The following is a 19,223-nucleotide window of genomic DNA, read 5'->3' on the forward strand; positions in this document are numbered from 1 at the left end:
GCCGCCCCCCCGCCGTCGGTTCTTTGGAGCCCTCCGTTAAATCGACGGCGGGGATGTCGGTGGCGGGGTGCACCATGGGGCCATGAGCGTGAGCATCGACATCACCGGGCTGCTCCCGGAGCGGATCCACGTCGTGCCCTCGCCCCTGGCCGAGCTCGGCATGGCGCTGCACGCGCTGGCGGAGCCGGGCCACCACCCGGGGCTCCAGGGCTGGGCGACGGCGGTGTCCGCGCGCATGGACCCGTGCCTCGCGGACCGCATGTGCGACGCTGATTTCCTGTGGCGCACGACGTTCTCGGACGTCTTCGCGCCGTTCGCCGGCATACCCGGCAAGCAGGCACTCCCGGGCGCCACGCTCGCCGAGGAGCTCGACCTCCTCGACAAGCTGACCGACGAGCAATTCGTGGACGCCGCCCTGGAGTTCACCTGCCAGTCGTCGTACGCGGAGCCGAACCGCTCCATCCTGGGCACCCCTGAGGTGCAGCAGCGCGCCCTGGAGCTCGCCGCCGCCCGAGGCCCGCACCAGGTGCGCTTCACCCGGCGGCTGCTCGACGACCCGTCCGCGGTCCGCGCCTGGTTCCGGCAGCTGGTGGAGGACTGCGACGATGCGTTCTTCGCGGACACCTGGGCGCGCCTGCAGCACCAGCTCGCCGCCGACGCCCGGCACAAGACCGACCTGCTGCGCCGCAAGGGCCTCGCCGAGGCCCTGAAGGCGGTGTCCGGTGCGGCCTCCCTGGACGAGGAGGCCCGGCTCATCACCTTCGACAAGATCACCGAGGGGCGCACGGTCACGGGGGACGGCAGCCTCGTGCTCGTCCCGACCAGCCTCGGCTGGCCCCATCTGATGGTGCTGCACCGCTACGGCTGGCAGCCCGCGATCACGTACCCCATCAGCGGACCCGGCCTCACCGCCCCGCCCTCCGTGGAGCAGCTGACCCGCCGCATGTCCGCGCTCGCCCACCCGGCCCGGATGCGCCTGTGCCGCCACCTCGCGCGCGGGGCGTACACCACGGGCGAGCTTGCGGACGCGCACGGCCTGACGGCGCCCGAGGTGTCACGTCACCTCAGCGTCCTGAAGAAGGCCGGGCTCGTCACGACACGGCGCCGCGGGCGCTATGTGCAGCACCAGCTGGACATCGGCGTGGTGTCACGCCTGGGCAGCGACTTCATCGAGGGGGTCCTGCGCTAGGGCAGGACCGGTCGCACTCAGGCCGCGCCGCCACCCGCCCGCACCAGGCCCGTCTCGTACGCGAGGACCACCACCTGCACGCGGTCCCGCAGCCCGAGCTTGGTCAGGATGCGTCCCACGTGTGTCTTGACGGTGGCCTCCGACAGGACGAGCCGCGCCGCGATCTCGCCGTTCGAAAGCCCCTGGGCGACCAGGACCATGACCTCGCGCTCGCGGTCCGTGAGCCGTTCGAGCTCCTTGTGCTGCGGCTGTCCGCCCGCGTTCGGCAGCATCGGCGCGAAACGGTCGAGCAGGCGCCGCGTGGTGGACGGCGCGACCACGGCGTCACCGCTGTGCACGGACCGGATCGCGGCGAGCAGCTCCCCCGGGGGCACGTCCTTCAGCATGAAGCCGGAAGCGCCCGCCTTCAGGCCCGAGAAGGCGTACTCGTCGAGATCGAAGGTCGTCAGGATCAGCACCTTGGGCGGGTTCTCGTCCTGGCAGATGCGCCGGGTCGTCTCCACGCCGTCCAGTTTCGGCATGCGTACGTCCATGAGGACCACGTCGACCTTGGTCGACCGCAGCGCCTCCAGCGCCTCGACGCCGTCGCCCGCCTCCGCGACGACCTCCATGTCCGGCTGGGCTGCGAGCACCATCCGGAACCCCGTGCGCAGCAGCGCCTGGTCGTCGACGAGCATGACGCGGATCGACATCAAGGGTGCCCCTTCGTGGATGAGTTCTGTGGATGAGTTCTGTGGATGAGTCGGTGAGTTCAGTGGCTGAGTTCAGATGAGTTCGTCAGCCTATGGCGTGGGCGGTTCGGTGACAGGTGTCAGCTCGCGGGCTTCAGCGGGAGCAGCGCACTGATGCGGAAGCCGCCGCCGGGCCGCGGCCCCGCGTCCAGCGTGCCGCCGACCATGCCGACGCGCTCGCGCATGCCGATCAGGCCGTGCCCACTGCCGTCGGCGCCGCCGTCCTCGTACAGCTCGTGCGGGGCGCCCTTGCCGTCGTCCTCGACGAGCAGCCCCAGGCCGTCGTCGAAGTAGACCAGGCGCACGCTCGCCCCGGTGTTCTCGCCGCCGTGCTTGCGGGTGTTGGTGAGCGCCTCCTGCACGATGCGGTACGCGGTCAGCTCCACGCCGCTCGGCAGCGGGCGCGGGGTGCCCTCGACCTTGAAGTCGACGGGCAGTCCTGCCGTGCGCACCTGCTCGATGAGCTCGTCGAGCTGCTCGACATCGGGCTGCGGGACGTACTCGCCGCTCTCCTGGTGCTCACCGGTACGCAGCACGCCGAGCAGCCTGCGCATCTCGGCGAGCGCCTGCCTGCCGGTGCCCGAGATGGTCTCCAGGGCCTGCTTCGCCTGCTCCGGGGCGCTGTCGAGGACGTACGCGGCGCCGTCGGCCTGGACGACCATCACCGAGACGTTGTGCGCGACGACGTCGTGCAGCTCGCGGGCGATCCGGGCCCGCTCCGCGGCCACGGCGACCTTGGACTGGGCCGCACGCTCCTTCTCCAGGCGGTCGGCGCGCTCCTCCAGCTGGGCCAGATAGGCGCGGCGGGTGCGGATCGAGTCACCGAGCACCCAGGCCAGCGCGAAGGGCACCATCTGGAAGACCGTGAAGAGGATGTTGCCGAAGGAACTGATGCTCTCCTCCGGCCAGCGCAGCGACGAGAGCGGCGCGGCGCACAGACCGCCCGTGAGAGCGAACCGCGAGGCCCACTTCGGGCCGTCGGCCGACGCGGTGTAGATGATCACCAGCATCGCGAAGTCGGCGGGCATCGTCTTCGCGTCGAAGACCAGCTGGGCGACGCCGAGCACGGCGGCGAGGATCAGCATCTTCTCGGTGGCCTTGCGGCGCAGCGCGACGACGACGGACAGGCCGACGACGATCACGGCGGACGCGACGCGCGGGTCTCTGCCGTCCCCCTCGGCCATGGAGACCAGGCCCAGGCCGGAGATCCCGAGCAGGAAGAGGGCCCAGAAGCCATCGACCCCGGTCGGGTGTCTGCGGAGGAAGTCATAGACGCGCTGCACGTAACCCAGCGTAGGCAGCCGCACGGCCCTCCGGGGTCAACCGGAGGGCCGATCCGCACCCGGCACGTGTACTCCCCAAGGTGGAGGCGCCCTTAGCCTTCTCGCGTGACGAACGAGGTCCGGGGTGAGCGGCGGGACGTGTGGCGGGGCTGGCGTGAGGCCACCGAGGAGGCGCTCTACGGCCCTGCCGGCTTCTATCTGCGCCCTGGCGGACCCGCGGCGCATTTCCGCACGTCGGTGCATGCGTCACCGCTCTTCGCCGCGGCCGTGGCCCGCCTCCTTTGCCGCGTGGACGAGGCGCTCGGCCGCCCCGCCGAGCTGGCCTTCGTGGACCTCGGCGCGGGTCGTGGCGAGCTGACCGCGGGCGTCCTGGCCGCGCTGCCCCCCGAAGTGGCGGCACGCACGCGTGCGTACGCGGTTGAGCGCGCCGCACGCCCCGAAGGGCTCGACCCGCGCGTCGAGTGGCGGGACCGGGCGCCGGCCGGCGTCACGGGTCTGCTCTTCGCCAACGAGTGTCTTGACAACGTCCCCCTGGATATCGCCGAGGTGGCGCCGGACGGTGTCGTGCGCCGGGTCCTCGTGCGCGACGACGGCACCGAATCGCTCGGGGCCGCCGTCGACGGCGCGGACGCCTCCTGGCTCGCGCGCTGGTGGCCGCTGCCCCCGGAGCCGGGCCTGCGCGCGGAGATCGGCCGCCCCCGTGACGAGGCGTGGGCGGCTGCCGTGGCGACGCTGACCCGCGGCCTCGCCGTCGCGGTCGACTACGCGCACGACCGGGCGGCACGGCCGCCGTTCGGGACGCTGACGGGCTTTCGCGCGGGCCGCGAGACGGCGCCCGTGCCGGACGGCGGCTGCGACATCACCGCCCATGTGGCGTTGGACGCCTGCGCGCTGGAGGGGGCGACGCTGCTCACCCAGCGGGCGGCGCTCGGCACGCTGGGGGTGAGCGGCGGCCGCCCGCCGCTGTCCCTCGCCTCCAGCGACCCGGCCGCGTACGTACGGGCCCTCACGCGCGCGGGAGAGGCGGCGGAGCTCACCGCACCCGGCGGGCTCGGGGACTTCGGGTGGCTGGTCCAGCCGGTCGGCGTACGGCTCGAAGGCCTGCTGCCTGGCGCGGACCCGCTACTTGTCGATGTCCCCGACCACGAAGAACAGTGACCCCAGGATCGCCACCATGTCGGCGACCAGCTGGCCCGGAAGGAGTTCCACCAGCGCCTGGATGTTGTTGTACGAGGCCGAGCGGAGCTTGAGGCGGTAGGGCGTCTTCTCGCCCTTGGAGACCAGGTAGTAGCCGTTGATGCCGAGCGGGTTCTCGGTCCACGCGTACGTGTGGCCCTCGGGGGCCTTGAGGACCTTCGGGAGGCGCTGGTTGATCGGTCCCTGAGGCAGGTCGGCGAGCCGGTCGAGGCAGGCGTCCGCGAGGTCGAGCGCGTTGTGGGTCTGCTCCAGGAGCACCTCGAAGCGGGCCAGGCAGTCGCCCTCCTGACGCGTGACGACCTTCAGGGTGTCCTGCAGTTCCCCGTACGCGAGATACGGCTCGTCGCGGCGCAGGTCGAAGTCGACTCCGGAGGCACGCGCGATGGGACCGCTCACTCCGTAGGAGTGCACCGCCTCCGGGGACAGCACGCCGACGCCGCGGGTGCGGCCCCGGAAGATCTCGTTGCCGAGCACCAGCTTGTCGTACACGTCCATGCGGGAGCGGACCGATGCGACCGCGCCGCGCGCGCGTGAAGGCCATCCCGCGGGCAGGTCCTCCTTGAGGCCGCCTACGCGGTTGAACATGTAGTGCATCCGCCCGCCGGAGATCTCCTCCATCACGTTCTGGAGCTCCTCGCGCTCCCGGAAGGCGTGGAACACCGGGGTGATACCGCCCAGTTCGAGCGGATACGAGCCCAGGAACATCAGGTGGTTGAGTACGCGGTTCAGCTCGGCGAGCAGCGTGCGCATCCAGACGGCGCGCTCGGGCACCTCCATGCCGAGCATGCGCTCCACTCCGAGGACGACCCCGAGCTCGTTGGAGAACGCGGACAGCCAGTCGTGCCGGTTGGCCAGCATCACGATCTGCCGGTAGTCACGCGCCTCGAAGAGCTTCTCCGCGCCACGGTGCATGTAGCCGATGACCGGCTCCGCGTGCTGGATCCGCTCGCCGTCGAGGACGAGCCGCAGCCGCAGCACGCCGTGCGTGGACGGGTGCTGCGGGCCGATGTTGAGCACCATGTCGGTGCTCTCCGCGGCGCCGCCGATGCCGAGCGTGGTCTCCGTCGTGGGGCTCATGCGCGCATTCTCTCGTACGCTCCGGCATACGCGACTGTGACCCGGCGTACGTACGCTTGCGGCATGGATACGGGGACGGCGGAACCCGCGCGACCAGCGGGGACAGAGGCGCAGCCGGTATGGACCGGGCTGCCCGGGGGACTGCTCAGAATGCGACGGCTGCTCCTGGTGGTGTGGCTGGTGCCGATCGCGGTGGCCGTGGGGGTGCTCCTGGGGGTGTTCGCCGGACCGGCATGGGCGTTCTTCGCGCTGCTGCCGCTCGCCTTCGTGGTGTGGGGCTGGCCGATGCTGGAGCGCAACTGGCGGTCCTGGAAGTACGCGGAGCGCTCCGACGACCTCCTGATCAGCAGGGGCGTGCTCTGGCGCGAGGAGACGATCGTCCCCTACGGCCGGATGCAGCTCGTCGAGGTCACGTCGGGACCGGTGGAGCGGTACTTCGGGCTCGCGGGCGTGCAGCTGCACACGGCGGCAGCCGCCACGGACGCGCGGATCCCCGGGCTGCTCCCCGAGGAGGCCGAGCGGCTCCGCGACCGGCTCACCGAGCTGGGCGAGGCCCGCTCGGCGGGGCTGTGAGCGGCGTACGCGAGGCGGCGGGGGAAGAACACACCCGCGGCCCCGCCGACGTACGAGAGCGGCGTCTGCACCCCGTCACGCCCCTGCGCAGGGCCTGGGCGCCGGTCGCGGTCCTCGTGGGCTTCGCGGTGCACGACCCGAGCGGCACCCAGCGGCGCGTCTCCGAACTCGCCGTGTCCCAGCTGCTGGCCGGGCTCGCCGTCGTCCTCCTGGGCGGCGCCCTCTACGGCTTCCTCAGCTGGTGGTTCACGCACTTCGCGGTCACCGACACCGAACTGCGCATCCGCACCGGGCTGATCTTCAGGCGCACCGCGCACATCCGGCTCGACCGGCTCCAGGCCGTGGACGTGACGCAGCCGCTCGCGGCCCGGATAGCGGGCGTCGCCAAGCTCAAGCTGGACGTGGTCGGCGCGGAGAGCAAGGACGAACTCGCCTATCTGGGCGAGGAGGAGGCCGCTGTCCTACGGGCCGAACTCCTCGCGCGGGCGGCCGGTTTCGCCCCCGAAGAAGCCCGCGAGGTCGGCGAGGCACCGGTCAGGAATCTGGTGCACGTACAGCCGCGCATGCTCGCGATCTCGCTCGTCCTGACCGGCACGACCTGGGGCATGCTCATCGCCACGCTGATCGTGCCGCCCTTCCTGTGGTTCGTCACCCACAACCTGTGGACGGTCCTCGCGACCGGCCTTCCCATGCTGGGCGGCGCCTTCGCGAGCAGCGTGGGGCGCTTCATAGGCGAGTACGACTGGAAGGTGGGCGAGTCCCCCGACGGTCTGCGCATCGACCACGGGCTGCTCGACAAGGCGCACGAGACGGTGCCGCCGGGGCGGGTGCAGACCGTGCGGGTCGTGGAGCCGTGGCTGTGGCGGCGGCGCGGGTGGGTCCGGGTCGAGCTGGACGTGGCGGGCTCCGCCAACGGCGTCCTGGTCCCGGTCGCACCCCGGGACGTCGCGGAGGCGGTGATCGCACGGATCCTGCCGGGCGTCCGGGTGCCGGCCGCCGCCGAGCTGATCCGGCCGCCCTCGCGCGCGGCGTGGTGCCTTCCAGTGTGGTGGAAGGGGTACGGCCTCACCGTGACGGACACGGTGTTCGCCGCGCGGCACGGCCTGCTGCGGCGGCGCCTGTCGTTGGTGCCGCACGCGAAGGTGCAGAGCGTGCGGCTCACGCAGGGGCCGTGGGAGCGGTACAAGGGGGTGGCGGACGTGGCGGTGGACACCGGCGCGAACAAGACGGTGACCGCGCGGCTGCGTCCTACGGGGGAGGCGGTTTCGCTCCTGGAGGCGCAGGCGGAACGGTCGCGTACGGGGCGGAGGGATGCGCTGCCGGATCGGTGGATGGCTTGAGGGGCCCCGTAAGGGGCGCGGGGAACGGCGCGATCAGCCACGGACGGCCCGCGGATTCGTCACCGGCCTGCCAACGGGGTACTTAGCCCGTCCGACGTTTGAGGACGAACTCGGCGAAGCCGGTGATCGACGGCGCTCAAGGCCCCGCCCAGCTAAGCCCGCAGGGCAGTCCGCAACTCGGCCACGTCGATCTGCTCCGTCTCGTCATGCGCCGTCAGGTCGATGACCTGACCCGCCGCACGGCCCGAGCCCTCCGCGGGAGCCTGCTTGAAGTCCGCCTCGGCCTCCGCCTTGTGCAGGGCGAGTGCCTCCTCGCCCACCACGTCCGCGAGGTCCGCGTTCTGCACGGCCTCCAGCGCGGCGGGCGCCGCGCCCTTCGTGCCGAAGAAGTCGAAACCGCCCTGGACGACCGGGCGCCGGGTCTGCGCGGGCGGCGCGACGGCGACCGCGCGCTCGTGCCCGCCGTACCCGTCGGCCGCCCCGGACTTCCCCCGCGCCTCGTCTCCGTCCGCGCCGGAGGCGGACGGCTTCGGCGTCAGCCGGTCAAGCGCGGCGTTCGCCCGCAGGTACAGCGACGGAGTCGCGCTCTGCGGAGCCTTGGCCTGGGCCGGGACCGGCGCCGAGGCCTGGACCGGAGCCGGCGGCAGCGCCCGCGCCGGAGTCGACGCCTCGATGGCGAGGAGCCGCCGCCCCTCCAGCGCACTGGCCCGCTCGGTCTCCGCCGTGGCGTACCGCCGAAGCAGCGCCGCGTGCTCATTGCGCAGCGCGGCAAGCTCCGCCCGCTTGGCGCGCAGCTTCGTCTCCAGGCGGCCGCGCAGCTCGCGGGACTCGTCGAGGTCGGACTCGCACTCCGCTATCCGTTCCTCGTGGCGCCACTCGTCGCTCTTGCGGGCCCGGCCGAGCTCGGCGACCTGCTTGCCGGCCGCGAGGTCCCAGCGGCGCATGACGACGGAGCCCACGACGGCGGCCGCGGCGGCCGCCGCGGTGAGGCCGCGGAGCACGGTCGGTTCCGCGAAGAGCCAGGCGCCGCCGGCGCAGACGAGAGAGAGGCCTGCGACCGTCGAGGGGGGAAGCAGCCGGTGCAAGGGTGGGGAATGGCGGTGGCGTCCACGTGGCATGGCCAGAAACTTACCGCGCGTAGGCGAACTCTGGTGCCCCGGGCGCCAAAATGACAGTGCCACAGCGCTGATTCCCCGCCCTTGCCGATCCTCTTCGGCCACTCGCCTCCACTTTCGGCCGCGCCAACTCCGGTTTCGGCCGCGCTACTTCTTGATCAGTCCCTTCGACTCCAGATACTCCCTGGCGACATCGGCTTCCTTCTGCCGCTCGACATCGACCTTCCGGTCGAGTTCGGCGAGATCTTCCGTCGTGAGCGTCTCGGTCAGCTTGCCGAGCGCTTCGGCTATCTCCTTGCCGCCCGCTTCCTTCGCGTTCACCACCGGAAGGATGTTGTCCGCGTTCTGCAGCTTCTTGTCGTCCTCGAGGGCCACCAGGCCGAAGCTGTCCAGCGTCGCGTCGGTGGTCGTGGTCAGCACCACCTGGTCCGTGCCGTTCTTCACGGCCTGCTTGGACTGTGTGGTGCCGACGCCCTTGGGGTCGATTCCGGCGATGTCGATGCCGTACTTCTTCTTCAGTCCCGGCGCGCAGAACGGCCGGGTCTCGCATTCGTCACTCGCGGCGATCTTGACCTTCTCGCCCGACTCACCAAGATCAGAAAGCGTCTTGAGCTTGTGCTCCTTCGCGTATTCCTTGCTCACCGCGAACGCGTTCTGGTCGACCGCCTCGCCGACCGGAAGCACCTTCAGGCCACGCGGCTCGGCGAGCTTCTTCAGCTCGGCCACCGTGGCGTCCACATCATTAGAAGCGACCGGCTTCGCCTTGGGCCCGTTCTTGCCGAGGTTGAGGAACTCCGCGAGCGTCGCCGCGTATTCGGGAGCGACATCGATCGAGCCCTTCTTCAGCTCGGGCTCGTACACCTCGCGGTTCTGGACGGTCTTGACCTCCGCGTCATATCCGGCCTCCTCCAGGACACCGACGTACAGCTCGGCGAGGACCTTCTGCTCCGTGAAGCGGGCCGAGCCCACGACGAGCTTGCCCTTGCCGCCCGCCTTGTCGCCCGAGCCCTTGCCGTCCTTCTCCAGGCTGTCCCCGCCGCACGCGGTGAGCCCCGCGGTCAGCGCCACGACGGCCACGGCCGCCCCTGCCATCCGTCGCGCGCGACGCGTTGTGCTGTTCATCGGTGAACCACCATTTCGAAAGGTCGAACGGAAACAAGAAACCGGATCCGGGCCGCCTGAGGAATCACCCGGCCGCCGAGGAGTCACTCACCGGACGGGGCCGCCCGCCCCTGCCGACACCGCGGGACGGGTCGAAGACGCGCCCCACCACCACGAGCACCACCTCCACGAAGAGCGCGAGCAGCGCCACGAGCAGGGCGCCCGCCACCACCTGGGGCGTGTTCTGCAGGTTGAACCCGGCCGTGATGATCCGGCCGAGACCCCCTTCGCCGGCCATCGCGGCCAGCGTCGCCGTGGCGACGACCTGCACCCCGGCGGACCGGACACCCGTCATGATCAGCGGGTACGCCAGAGGCAGTTCGACCCGCGCGAACAGCTGGCCGCCGCTCATGCCCATCCCCCGCGCGGCCTCCACCACCGACCGGTCGACCTCGCGCATCCCGATGTACGCGTTGGTCAGCAGCGGCGGCACCGCGAAGAGCACCAGGGCGATCAGCGTCGGTACGTCCCCGTGCTCGCCCAGCGGGGTGAGCGTGAGGAGCACGAGCACCGCGAGCGTCGGCACCGCACGGCCGATGTTCGAGATGTTGACCGCGAGAGCGCCGCCCTTGCCGATGTGGCCGAGGAACAGCGCGATCGGCAGCGCGATCAGACACGCGACGGCGAGACACACCCCACTGAAGTAGAGATGCTCCGCGAGCCGGTGCCACACCCCCTTGTCGCCCTGCCAGTTGGCGGACGTGGTCAGCCAGTCGTACGCACCGGTGATCGCGTTCATGCAGGTTCAGCCACCTTGGCCGTGCGCTGCGCGCGAGCGGCACGGTTCGTCCGTATTCGATGGACCCGCGTCCAGGGCGTCAGCCACCGCTGGAGCGCCAGGAGCAGCAGATCGGCCACGACGGCGAGGAGCACGCACAGCACGGACGCCGTGAGCACCTGTGCCTTGAAGGTCGTGTCGAGGCCGTCCAGGATCAGCGTGCCGAGCCCGCCGTAGTCGACGATCGCACCGACCGTGGTCAGCGCCACCGTCGACACCGTCGTGATGCGCACGCCGGCGAGCAACGCGGGCAGCGCGAGCGGCAGTTCGACCTCCCACAGCAGTCGCAGCGGGCCGTACCCCATCCCCTTGGCCGCGTCCCGTGCCTCATCGGGCACGGCCTGCAGCCCCGCCAGGATGTTCCGCACCAGGATCGTCAGCGAGTACAGGACCAGGCCCGTCACGACCAGCGAGGCGGAGAGCCCGAAGAACGGCAGCAGGAGCGAGAACATCGCGAGCGAAGGGACCGTGTAGAGCACGGTCGTCAGGCCGAGGATCGGCCCCGCGAGGAAGCGCCAGCGCCGGGCGAGCAGCGCCAGCGGCAGGGAGACGGCGACGCCGATCGCCACCGATGCCACCGTGATGCCCACGTGCTGCACGGTGGCGTCGATCAACTCCTGGCTGCGGGAACGGACGTACTCCCCGCAGATCCAGTCGTTCGCCACCAGACAGTTCTGCTCGCTCATCGCGTCCCGCCCCCTCCTCACTCCCCCGAAAACCGATTCCTGCGGCTGTCTGGCGACCCTAACGCGCACCACTGACAATCGCCGAGACTCGTCGTACTGGCGCAACATGGGCTTTACACAACGCCCGCAACAATGGGGAATCATGATCCGGTTCGAGCACGTCACCAAGCGGTACGCGGACGGCACCACCGCCGTCGACGACCTGTCCTTCGAGGTCGCCGAGGGTGAACTGGTCACGCTCGTCGGCCCGTCGGGCTGCGGCAAGACGACGACGATGAAGATGGTGAACCGTCTCATCGAGCCGACCGAAGGCCGGATATTCGTGGACGGCGACGACATATCCGCCATCGACCCCGTCCAACTCCGGCGCCGTATCGGCTATGTCATCCAGCAGGTCGGCCTCTTCCCGCACAAGACGGTCCTGGAGAACACCGCGACCGTCCCGCACCTCCTCGGCGTCAAGCGCTCCAAGGCCCGCGAGCGCGCGGCCGAACTCCTCGACCTGGTCGGCCTCGACCCGGCCACCTTCGGCGACCGCTACCCCGAGCAGCTCTCCGGCGGCCAGCGCCAGCGCGTCGGCGTGGCCCGCGCGCTCGCCGCCGATCCGCCGGTGCTCCTGATGGACGAGCCGTTCGGCGCCGTCGACCCCGTGGTCCGCGAGCACCTGCAGAACGAGTTCCTCCGCCTCCAGCAGGCCGTGCGCAAGACGGTGCTCTTCGTCACGCACGACATCGAGGAGGCGGTCCGGCTCGGCGACCGCATCGCCGTCTACGGCCAGGGTCGCATCGAGCAGTTCGACACTCCGTCGACGGTGCTCGGCGCGCCCGCCACCGACTACGTGGCCGACTTCGTCGGCGCGGACCGCGGCCTCAAGCGGCTCTCCGTGACACCGATCGAGGAGGGCGACCTGGAGCAGCCGCCCGTCCTGCACCTGGACGACCCGCTGCCCGCGAAGCTCGACGCCCGCTGGGCCGTCGTCCTGGACGGCGAGAACAACCTGCACGGCTGGATCTCCGCCGAGCACGCGCACGGCGGTTCGGGGTCGGTGCGGGACCACGCACGCCGCATGGAGGCGTGGCTTCCGGTGGGCGCGACCCTGAAGCAGGCGTTCGCGACGATGCTGCAGCACGACGCGGGCTGGATCGCGGTCATCGACAAGGACAGCGAGGGCCGCTTCCTGGGCGTGCTGACTCCAGCCCGCTTGCACGAGGCCCTTCGCAGGTCGACGGCGGCCGACGCGCGTGACATCGCGCGCGGGGACGTCGAGTTGGAGACCATCGCGGCCATCGGGGGCAGCTGAACCACCCTCTCCGGAGGGCTACTTGACGCTCAGCCGCCCACTGATCCACTCCAGTGTCGCGGGAATCTCACGGCGCCACGTGTTGAAGTTGTGCCCGCCGCTGGGCAGCGTGATCGACGAGACCCGGGTGGGCGGCTTCACCTTGTCGATGAACTTCTCGGTGTCCGCGTAGTTGTCCTCGCCCTGCTTGCTCGTGGTGACGAGGAGGGACGTCTGGGGCGGCGGCATGTGGTCCAGGGACCACATGAGGTCGGCGCGCCGCTCCAACTCCTTGTCGCCGTGGAAGAGATCGCCGGTCGTGACGTCGATGGGCGCCTTGTAGTACGCGGAAAGGCCCGCACCGGCGGCGTACACGTCGGGGTGGTGCACGGCCAGCTTCAGGGCGCAGTAGCCGCCCGTCGAGTCGCCGATCGCGCCCCAGCTCCCCGGCTTCTCGCCCACCCTGTAGTGCTCGGAAATGGCATCGGGCAGGTCCTTGGCGAAGAACGTCTCGGCCTGCGGGCCACCGGGGACGTCCACGCACTCGGTGTCCCGCGGCGGCGCGACCGTCGGCCGCAGCATGACCAGGATCATCGGCTGCATGGTGCCCCGCTTGGCCAGCGCATGGGCGGTCTGCGGGTAGCGCAGGCCCTTGATGAGCGCCTCCGCGGTGCCGGGATAGCCGGTCAGCACCACGGCAGCGGGGAACCTGCGGTCCTTGTAGCGGGACTGGAAGTACTCGGGCGGCAGATAGACGTACGCCTTGCTGGCGATGTCCGACTCCTTCCCGCTGATGGTGACCTGCTGGATCTGGCCGCCGGTCGATGGCCTGCCGCCTCCGGGGACGTTCACCGGGCGGGTGCCACGGACGTCGACCGGGCCGCCCTCGCCCTTGGTGGGGTCGTGGTCGACGACCACTCCGGGGCTTGTCTCCTGCCCGAAGAGGTCCGCCCAGGTCGCGTAGAAGCCGAACGCCTGGTTGGCGGCGAAGCCGACGGACGCGAAGATCGCCAGCTGGGTGGCGATCAGCAGGCCGACCCGTCCGGTGACGGTCCGCCAGTTCTGCCGGGCCAGGCGCGGCCAGAACCAGACGGTTCCGATGAACAGCACGACGGCCAGAGCCACCGCCAACGCGAGGACCTTGTTGCTCGTAAGACCCATTTTTCCGATCCGGAGTGAACCCGAGGCCCGGAAGGGCCGTCCTAGAGGGCGCAATTGTCGCCGGATGCCGCTTTTGGCACCGGGTCCAAGGTCTCTCGCGGAACTACGGGATGCGATGTCTGTCAGGATAGATGGGGAAATGTCGGGTGTGGTTCCAGGCGGTGACGGCAAGCTCCGCCGGATGCTCCGCGGCCCCCGCCCCGAGGCCGTACCGGCCTTCGTGGCCCGCGCCTGCACCCTCGTAGGGCTGCTGAACATCGCGGCGGGCGTCTTCCCGCGCTTCCGGCACAGCCGCATGCACGCCGTCGCCGAGGTCCTGCCCGGCGCGCTCGGCCCCTTCGCCGCCGCCCTCGCGCTCAGCTCGGGCGTCCTCCTGCTGCTGCTCGCGCACGGCCTGCGCCGCCACAAGCGGCGCGCCTGGCGGGCCGCCGTGGTGCTGCTCCCGGCCGGAGCCGTGGCCCAGTTCATGTACCGCCACTCCGTCATCGGCGTACTGATCTCGCTCGCCCTGCTGACCCTGCTGCTGCGCCACCGCGGAGAATTCGCGGCGCTCCCCGACCCGCGCAGCCGCTGGCGCGCCCTGGCCAACTTCGTGGTCCTCGGGGCCGGTTCCATCGCGCTCGGCCTGGTGATCGTCAGTGCCCACCCCGGCAAGGTCATCGGGGACCCGGGCATCACGGACCGCCTGGCCCACGTCCTGTACGGCCTGTTCGGCTTCGAAGGCCCGGTCGACTACTACGGGCGTACGTCGTGGACCGTCGGCTGCTCACTCGGCGCACTCGGCCTGCTCACAGCGATCACCACTATCTATTTGGCCTTCCGCCCCGAACACCCCGCCGCACGGCTCACCGAGGACGACGAGACGAAGCTGCGCGCCCTGCTCGCCAAGCACGGCGCCCGCGACTCCCTCGGCCACTTCGCGCTCCGCCGCGACAAGGGCGCCGTCTTCTCGCCCAGCGGCAAGGCCGCCGTCACGTACCGCGTCGTCTCCGGAGTGATGCTCGCCAGCGGTGACCCCATAGGCGACGTGGAGGCCTGGCCCGGCGCCATCGAGCGCTTCATGGACGAGGCGAAGGCCCACTCCTGGACGCCCGCCGTCATGGGCTGCTCCGAGACGGGCGGCGAGGTCTGGACCCGCGAGACCGGCCTCGACGCCCTCGAACTGGGCGACGAGGCGGTGGTGGACGTCGCGGATTTCTCCCTGACCGGGCGCGCGATGCGCAACGTGCGCCAGATGGTCAAGAGGATCGAGCGCAATGGCTACGAGACGCGCGTACGGCGCGTGCGTGACCTCGGCGAGCAGGAGCTCGCCAGGATCCAGCGGGCGGCCGACGACTGGCGCGGCACCGACACCGAACGCGGCTTCTCCATGGCGCTCGGCCGGATCGGCGACCCCGGAGACGGCGACTGCCTGATAGCGACCGCCCACAAGGCCGACGAGGACCCGGGGCCCTACGGCGACCTGAAGGCCGTCCTGCACTTCGTCCCCTGGGGCGAGGACGGCGTCTCCCTGGACCTCATGCGCCGCGACCGCGCTGCCGACCCCGGCATGAACGAGCTGCTCATCGTCGCCGCCCTGCAGGCCGCCCCGAGGCTCGGCATCGCGCGCGTGTCCCTCAACTTCGCCATGTTCCGCGCGGCCCTCGCACGCGGCGAGAAGATCGGCGCGGGCCCGGTCCTGCGCGCCTGGCGCGGCCTGCTGGTCTTCCTCTCGCGCTGGTTCCAGATCGAGTCCCTGTACAAGTTCAACGCGAAGTTCCGCCCCCGCTGGGAGCCCCGCTTCGTCGTCTACCGCTCCTCCAAGGACCTGCCCCGCATCGGCTTCGCGGCCATGCAGGCCGAGGGCTTCGTCACGTTCGCGCTGCCCCGTTTCCTGCGCGGACGCACTGCGGGGCGCCGCCCCTGCCCGCACCGGTCGACGGAGCGCGAGGTCCGGGCGGCGTAAGGGCGCCCCGTACGGGCCTACGCTGGAGGCATGAGTACGTTGCGCGGGCGGGGATCGGTCGAAGGGCTGCCGGAGTGGGGCCGCTGTGCGGTCATGGGGGTCGTGAACGTGACGCCCGATTCCTTCTCCGACGGGGGCCGCTGGTTCGACACCACGGCCGCCGTGAAACACGGCATCGACCTGGTCGCCCAGGGCGCCGACCTGGTCGACGTGGGCGGCGAGTCCACCAGGCCCGGCGCCACGCGCGTGGACGAGGACGAGGAGCTGCGCCGCGTGGTCCCCGTCGTGCGGGGTCTGGCCGCCGAGGGCGTCACGGTCTCCGTGGACACGATGCGGGCCACCGTCGCCGAGCAGGCACTGGCCGCCGGCGCGGTCCTGGTCAACGACGTCAGCGGCGGCCTCGCCGACGCCCGCATGGTCCCCGCGGTCGCCGCCGCCGACGCGCCCTTCGTGGTCATGCACTGGCGCGGTTTCCTCGCCGACATCCATGCCAAGCCCGTGTACGAGGACGTGGTCTCCGAAGTCGTCGACGAGCTCCACGCGCGCGTGCGGGCCGCCATCGAGGGCGGCATCGCCCCCGAGCGCATCGTCGTCGACCCGGGCCTCGGCTTCTCCAAGGACGCCGAGCACGACCTGGCGCTCCTCGCCCGCCTCGACCGGCTGCGTGAACTCGGTCACCCGATCCTGGTCGCCGCGTCCCGCAAGCGCTTCCTCGGCCGCGTCCTCGCGGGCCCCGAGGGCGCGCCGCCGCCCGCCCGCGAGCGCGACGCCGCCACCGCCGCGGTCTCCGCCATCGCCGCCCACCAGGGCGCCTGGGCGGTCCGCGTGCACGAGGTGCGGGCCACCGCCGACGCCGTCCGGGTCGCACACGCCGTGACCAGCGCGGCCGGCGGCGACCTGTGACCGGGGCCCGTACCGACGTCGAACAGGTCGAGCGCGCCAACACGGCCTTCTACGAAGCGCTGGAGCGCGGCGACTTCGACGAGGTGTCCGACCTGTGGCTGGACACCGGCACCCGGGACGCCCTCGACGACGAAGAGGTCGGCTCGGACGACGAGGAGACCGCGATCTCCTGCGTCCACCCCGGCTGGCCCGTCCTCACCGGCCGCGGCGAGGTGCTGAGGTCGTACGCGCTGATCATGGCGAACACGGAGTACATCCAGTTCTTCCTCACCGACGTCCACGTCGGCGTGGCGGGCGACACCGCCCTGGTGACCTGCACCGAGAACATCCTCAGCGGCGGCCCGCCCCCGGAGGGCGGCGGCGAGCTCGGGCCGCTCGTCGGGCAACTGGTGGTCGCCACGAATGTGTTCCGGCGCACATCGGACGGATGGAAGCTCTGGTCGCACCACGCATCACCCGTACTAGCCGAAACCGACGACGAAGAGGGCGAAGAGTCACCCTCCTGAGTGGGTAGGGGCGGGTCGAGGAGCCCCCGCGGGCGGGGGCTGTCAGTGCTCGCAGGTAGATTCGATCGTGGCTGGTGTGCCGACCGCACTCGGTGCAGGCCTGCCGATACCGACGATTGCAGGAGTGATTCGCGTGGATCGTGTCGCGCTGCGCGGCCTCAAGGCCCGTGGGCACCACGGTGTCTTTCCGCGGGAACGCGAAGAGGGCCAGACCTTCATCGTGGACCTGGTCATTGGCCTGGACACCCGTGCGGCCGCCGCCGACGACGACCTGTCGAAGACCGTGCACTACGGCGTCGTGGCGGAGGAGGTCGTGGCCGTCGTCGAGGGCGAGCCGGTGGACCTCATCGAGACGCTCGCCGAGCGCATCGCCCAGACGTGTCTGAAGCACGACGGAGTCCTGGAGGTCGAGGTGTGCGTCCACAAACCGGACGCCCCGATCACCGTCCCCTTCGACGATGTGACCGTCACCATCACCCGGAGCCGAGTATGACCGCGTTTTCCACGCAAGGGCAGAGCGACCCGACCGTCCAGCCGGTGCCCACGGCCGTGGTGGAGCAGGTGGACGCCGCCGACACGACCCTCTCCAACCCCAAGCGCGCCGTGATCTCCCTCGGCAGCAACCTCGGCAACCGCCTGGAGAACCTGCAGGGCGCCGTCGACGCCCTGGAGGACACCCCCGGCCTGCGCGTCAAAGCGGTCTCTCCGGTGTACGAGACCGAACCCTGGGGCGTCGAGCCGGGCAGCCAGCCTTCGTACTTCAACGCGGTCGTCGTGGTGAAGACGACCCTGCCGCCCTCCTCGCTCCTGGAGCGGGCGCACGCGGTCGAGGAGGCCTTCCACCGCGTGCGGGACGAGCGCTGGGGCCCCCGCACCATCGACGTCGACATCGTGGCGTACGCGGACGTGGTGTCGGACGACCCGGTCCTCACCCTGCCCCACCCCCGGGCGCACGAGCGGGCCTTCGTCCTGGCCCCCTGGCACGACGTGGAGCCGGAGGCCCAGCTGGCCGGCCGCGGCCCGGTCGCCGAGCTGCTCGCCGCGCTCACCCGCGAGGGCGTCAAGCCCCGTGTCGACCTGGAACTCCGGCTGCCCGAGTAGTCGTTAGGGTCATCGGGTCCGCACAACGAAGATCCGTACGACGATCCGTACGACGCGGATCCGCACAACGACGAAGGGTCATCCGTGAAGCAGCTGCGCATCAGGACACTGGCCGGCCTCTTCGTGGTGGCCGGAGTGCTGTCCTGGGCCGGCGCCCGGCTCTGGGACTCCCTGGGCACGCTGCCGAGGGTCCCGCTCGCCGCGCCCATCGTGCTCGCGGTGATCGCCGTGGTCCTGCTGTCCACGGCCCTCTCCCTGCGCTCCCGACTGCGCGCCCAGCGCGAGCGGCGCCCCGGCGCGAAGGGCGTCGAACCGCTGATGGCCGCCCGCGCGGTCGTCTTCGGCCAGGCGAGCGCCCTGGTGGCCGCCCTCGTCGCCGGCATGTACGCCGGGACGGGCGCCTTCCTCCTGGAGTACCTGGACATCCCGGCCCGCCGCGACCAGGCGATCTACGCCGGGCTCTCGGTCGTGGCGGGCATCGCGGTGATAGCGGCCGCCTTCTTCATGGAGCGCGTCTGCAAGCTCCCTGAGGACACCGATGAGGACGGCCAGAACGGCGGGGCGGCCCCGGCCGCGTAACGCTCTCCCGCCGACCTGTGGCGCTATCGCGCCATGATCAGGCTCATCGCCTCGTTGCGCGTCGCGGGGTCACGCAGCTGACCGCGCACGGCCGACGTGATCGTCTTGGCGCCCGGCTTCCGCACACCGCGCATCGTCATGCACATGTGCTCGCACTCGACGACCACGATGACGCCGCGCGGCTCCAGGATCTGCATCAGGGAGTCCGCGATCTGCGTCGTCAGGCGTTCCTGGACCTGCGGGCGGCGGGCGTACACGTCCACGAGGCGGGCGAGCTTCGACAGACCGGTGATCTTGCCGTCGGTCGACGGGATGTAGCCGACGTGGGCGACACCGACGAACGGCACCAGATGGTGCTCACAGCTGCTCATGACCTCGATGTCCTTCACCAGGACCATCTCGTCATGACCGAGGTCGAACGTCGTCGTCAGGACGTCCTCGGGCTTCTGCCACAAGCCCGCGAATATCTCCCTGTACGCGCGTGCCACGCGACCGGGAGTCTCCCGCAGGCCCGGGGGGGGGGGGGGGGGCCCCCCCCCCACCCCCCCCCCGGAGGAGAGGACCAACACCAACACCCACACCCCGACGCAGAGAAAGGGTGGGGGGGAGTGGGGGGGGT

General features: G+C 71.1%; 19 protein-coding genes and 1 pseudogene. 11 read left to right on the top strand and 9 right to left on the bottom strand.

The annotated features are described in order from the left end of the window. Positions 1-82: 82 nt before the first annotated feature. Complete coding sequence (locus ACFWY6_RS08070) at positions 83-1,189, top strand: DUF5937 family protein (protein WP_384687405.1); 1,107 nt, start codon at positions 83-85, stop codon at positions 1,187-1,189. Between the two features lie 17 nt (positions 1,190-1,206). Here ACFWY6_RS08070 and ACFWY6_RS08075 read toward each other — a convergent pair whose 3' ends face one another. After that, positions 1,207-1,881 (bottom strand): response regulator, encoded by a 675-nt coding sequence (locus ACFWY6_RS08075; RefSeq protein ID WP_384687406.1) that lies wholly within the window; start codon positions 1,879-1,881, stop codon positions 1,207-1,209. 119 nt (positions 1,882-2,000) lie between these two features. Then, positions 2,001-3,203 (bottom strand): sensor histidine kinase, encoded by a 1,203-nt coding sequence (locus ACFWY6_RS08080; RefSeq protein ID WP_384687407.1) that lies wholly within the window; start codon positions 3,201-3,203, stop codon positions 2,001-2,003. Positions 3,204-3,308: 105 nt separating this feature from the next. Here ACFWY6_RS08080 and ACFWY6_RS08085 point away from each other — a divergent pair, with 105 nt between their 5' ends. Next, complete coding sequence (locus tag ACFWY6_RS08085; protein ID WP_384687408.1) at positions 3,309-4,361, top strand: SAM-dependent methyltransferase; 1,053 nt, start codon at positions 3,309-3,311, stop codon at positions 4,359-4,361. Here ACFWY6_RS08085 and ACFWY6_RS08090 read toward each other — a convergent pair. Continuing rightward, positions 4,326-5,477 (bottom strand): NADH-quinone oxidoreductase subunit D, encoded by a 1,152-nt coding sequence (locus ACFWY6_RS08090; RefSeq protein WP_384687409.1) that lies wholly within the window; start codon positions 5,475-5,477, stop codon positions 4,326-4,328. The two genes, ACFWY6_RS08085 and ACFWY6_RS08090, sit on opposite strands and share 36 nt — an antisense overlap. Before the next feature lie 63 nt (positions 5,478-5,540). Between ACFWY6_RS08090 and ACFWY6_RS08095 the strand changes: the two genes are divergently transcribed. Both ACFWY6_RS08095 and ACFWY6_RS08100 read left to right on the top strand, forming a co-directional pair. Then, positions 5,541-6,050 carry a PH domain-containing protein gene (locus tag ACFWY6_RS08095; RefSeq protein ID WP_384687410.1) on the top strand — a complete coding sequence of 170 codons (510 nt, stop codon included), beginning with the start codon at positions 5,541-5,543 and terminating at the stop codon, positions 6,048-6,050. Beyond that, on the top strand, positions 6,047-7,390 hold the full coding sequence (locus ACFWY6_RS08100) for a PH domain-containing protein (RefSeq protein WP_384687411.1): 1,344 nt from the start codon (positions 6,047-6,049) through the stop codon (positions 7,388-7,390). The genes ACFWY6_RS08095 and ACFWY6_RS08100 overlap by 4 nt, the downstream gene beginning before the upstream one ends. Positions 7,391-7,542: 152 nt before the next feature. On the opposite strand, the gene ACFWY6_RS08105 is transcribed toward ACFWY6_RS08100, so the two are convergent. The 4 genes from ACFWY6_RS08105 to ACFWY6_RS08120 all read right to left on the bottom strand — a co-directional run bounded on the left by ACFWY6_RS08105 (position 7,543) and on the right by ACFWY6_RS08120 (position 11,130). Further along, positions 7,543-8,508 carry a hypothetical protein gene (locus tag ACFWY6_RS08105; RefSeq protein WP_384687412.1) on the bottom strand — a complete coding sequence of 322 codons (966 nt, stop codon included), beginning with the start codon at positions 8,506-8,508 and terminating at the stop codon, positions 7,543-7,545. Positions 8,509-8,652: 144 nt separating this feature from the next. Then, on the bottom strand, positions 8,653-9,627 hold the full coding sequence (locus ACFWY6_RS08110) for an ABC transporter substrate-binding protein (RefSeq protein WP_384687413.1): 975 nt from the start codon (positions 9,625-9,627) through the stop codon (positions 8,653-8,655). A 64-nt stretch (positions 9,628-9,691) separates the two neighbouring features. Next, a complete protein-coding gene (locus ACFWY6_RS08115) occupies positions 9,692-10,405 on the bottom strand; it encodes an ABC transporter permease (protein ID WP_360774362.1) in 714 nt (237 codons plus the stop codon). Further along, positions 10,402-11,130, bottom strand: a complete 729-nt coding sequence (locus ACFWY6_RS08120) for an ABC transporter permease (protein ID WP_360774359.1) — start codon at positions 11,128-11,130, stop codon at positions 10,402-10,404. Before ACFWY6_RS08120 ends, ACFWY6_RS08115 begins: the two co-directional genes overlap by 4 nt. 142 nt (positions 11,131-11,272) lie before the next feature. Here ACFWY6_RS08120 and ACFWY6_RS08125 point away from each other — a divergent pair, with 142 nt between their 5' ends. Further along, on the top strand, positions 11,273-12,430 hold the full coding sequence (locus ACFWY6_RS08125; protein ID WP_384687414.1) for an ABC transporter ATP-binding protein: 1,158 nt from the start codon (positions 11,273-11,275) through the stop codon (positions 12,428-12,430). An 18-nt stretch (positions 12,431-12,448) separates the two neighbouring features. Here the strand turns inward: ACFWY6_RS08125 and ACFWY6_RS08130 are convergent, their stop codons facing one another. Then, positions 12,449-13,570, bottom strand: a complete 1,122-nt coding sequence (locus ACFWY6_RS08130; protein WP_384687415.1) for an alpha/beta hydrolase — start codon at positions 13,568-13,570, stop codon at positions 12,449-12,451. Positions 13,571-13,709: 139 nt separating this feature from the next. Between ACFWY6_RS08130 and ACFWY6_RS08135 the strand changes: the two genes are divergently transcribed. From ACFWY6_RS08135 to ACFWY6_RS08160, 6 genes are all read left to right on the top strand, one after another. Next, positions 13,710-15,515 (top strand): phosphatidylglycerol lysyltransferase domain-containing protein, encoded by a 1,806-nt coding sequence (locus ACFWY6_RS08135; RefSeq protein ID WP_384687416.1) that lies wholly within the window; start codon positions 13,710-13,712, stop codon positions 15,513-15,515. A gap of 30 nt (positions 15,516-15,545) precedes the next feature. Further along, the gene (gene folP, locus ACFWY6_RS08140; RefSeq protein ID WP_266863764.1) at positions 15,546-16,418 is read left to right on the top strand and encodes a dihydropteroate synthase; all 873 of its coding nucleotides are present in this window, start codon (positions 15,546-15,548) and stop codon (positions 16,416-16,418) included. Further along, positions 16,415-16,924, top strand: a complete 510-nt coding sequence (locus ACFWY6_RS08145) for a nuclear transport factor 2 family protein (protein ID WP_360774345.1) — start codon at positions 16,415-16,417, stop codon at positions 16,922-16,924. Before folP ends, ACFWY6_RS08145 begins: the two co-directional genes overlap by 4 nt. A gap of 133 nt (positions 16,925-17,057) precedes the next feature. After that, positions 17,058-17,417, top strand: a complete 360-nt coding sequence (gene folB, locus ACFWY6_RS08150; protein WP_135330533.1) for a dihydroneopterin aldolase — start codon at positions 17,058-17,060, stop codon at positions 17,415-17,417. After that, a complete protein-coding gene (gene folK, locus ACFWY6_RS08155) occupies positions 17,414-18,025 on the top strand; it encodes a 2-amino-4-hydroxy-6-hydroxymethyldihydropteridine diphosphokinase (protein ID WP_266863769.1) in 612 nt (203 codons plus the stop codon). Before folB ends, folK begins: the two co-directional genes overlap by 4 nt. A gap of 84 nt (positions 18,026-18,109) precedes the next feature. Then, on the top strand, positions 18,110-18,604 hold the full coding sequence (locus ACFWY6_RS08160; RefSeq protein WP_384687417.1) for a DUF3180 domain-containing protein: 495 nt from the start codon (positions 18,110-18,112) through the stop codon (positions 18,602-18,604). 23 nt (positions 18,605-18,627) lie between these two features. Here the strand turns inward: ACFWY6_RS08160 and folE are convergent. Continuing rightward, positions 18,628-19,116, bottom strand: a pseudogene (gene folE / locus ACFWY6_RS08165) (GTP cyclohydrolase I FolE); the annotation flags it as partial. Positions 19,117-19,223 lie beyond the last annotated feature (107 nt).

This window comes from Streptomyces sp. NPDC059037 (assembly GCF_042740015.1).
GTDB lineage: Bacteria > Actinomycetota > Actinomycetes > Streptomycetales > Streptomycetaceae > Streptomyces.

Excerpts from the sequence above, each read along its gene's own strand:
- ACFWY6_RS08110 (WP_384687413.1), bottom strand. The coding sequence starts at position 9,627 with ATGAACAGCACAACGCGTCGCGCGCGACGGATGGCAGGGGCGGCCGTG.
- ACFWY6_RS08135 (WP_384687416.1), top strand. The coding sequence starts at position 13,710 with ATGTCGGGTGTGGTTCCAGGCGGTGACGGCAAGCTCCGCCGGATGCTC.
- ACFWY6_RS08090 (WP_384687409.1), bottom strand. The coding sequence starts at position 5,477 with ATGAGCCCCACGACGGAGACCACGCTCGGCATCGGCGGCGCCGCGGAG.
- ACFWY6_RS08120 (WP_360774359.1), bottom strand. The coding sequence starts at position 11,130 with ATGAGCGAGCAGAACTGTCTGGTGGCGAACGACTGGATCTGCGGGGAG.
- ACFWY6_RS08130 (WP_384687415.1), bottom strand. The coding sequence starts at position 13,570 with ATGGGTCTTACGAGCAACAAGGTCCTCGCGTTGGCGGTGGCTCTGGCC.
- ACFWY6_RS08105 (WP_384687412.1), bottom strand. The coding sequence starts at position 8,508 with ATGCCACGTGGACGCCACCGCCATTCCCCACCCTTGCACCGGCTGCTT.
- ACFWY6_RS08075 (WP_384687406.1), bottom strand. The coding sequence starts at position 1,881 with ATGTCGATCCGCGTCATGCTCGTCGACGACCAGGCGCTGCTGCGCACG.
- ACFWY6_RS08125 (WP_384687414.1), top strand. The coding sequence starts at position 11,273 with ATGATCCGGTTCGAGCACGTCACCAAGCGGTACGCGGACGGCACCACC.
- folP (WP_266863764.1), top strand. The coding sequence starts at position 15,546 with ATGAGTACGTTGCGCGGGCGGGGATCGGTCGAAGGGCTGCCGGAGTGG.
- ACFWY6_RS08095 (WP_384687410.1), top strand. The coding sequence starts at position 5,541 with ATGGATACGGGGACGGCGGAACCCGCGCGACCAGCGGGGACAGAGGCG.
- ACFWY6_RS08115 (WP_360774362.1), bottom strand. The coding sequence starts at position 10,405 with ATGAACGCGATCACCGGTGCGTACGACTGGCTGACCACGTCCGCCAAC.
- folK (WP_266863769.1), top strand. The coding sequence starts at position 17,414 with ATGACCGCGTTTTCCACGCAAGGGCAGAGCGACCCGACCGTCCAGCCG.
- ACFWY6_RS08070 (WP_384687405.1), top strand. The coding sequence starts at position 83 with ATGAGCGTGAGCATCGACATCACCGGGCTGCTCCCGGAGCGGATCCAC.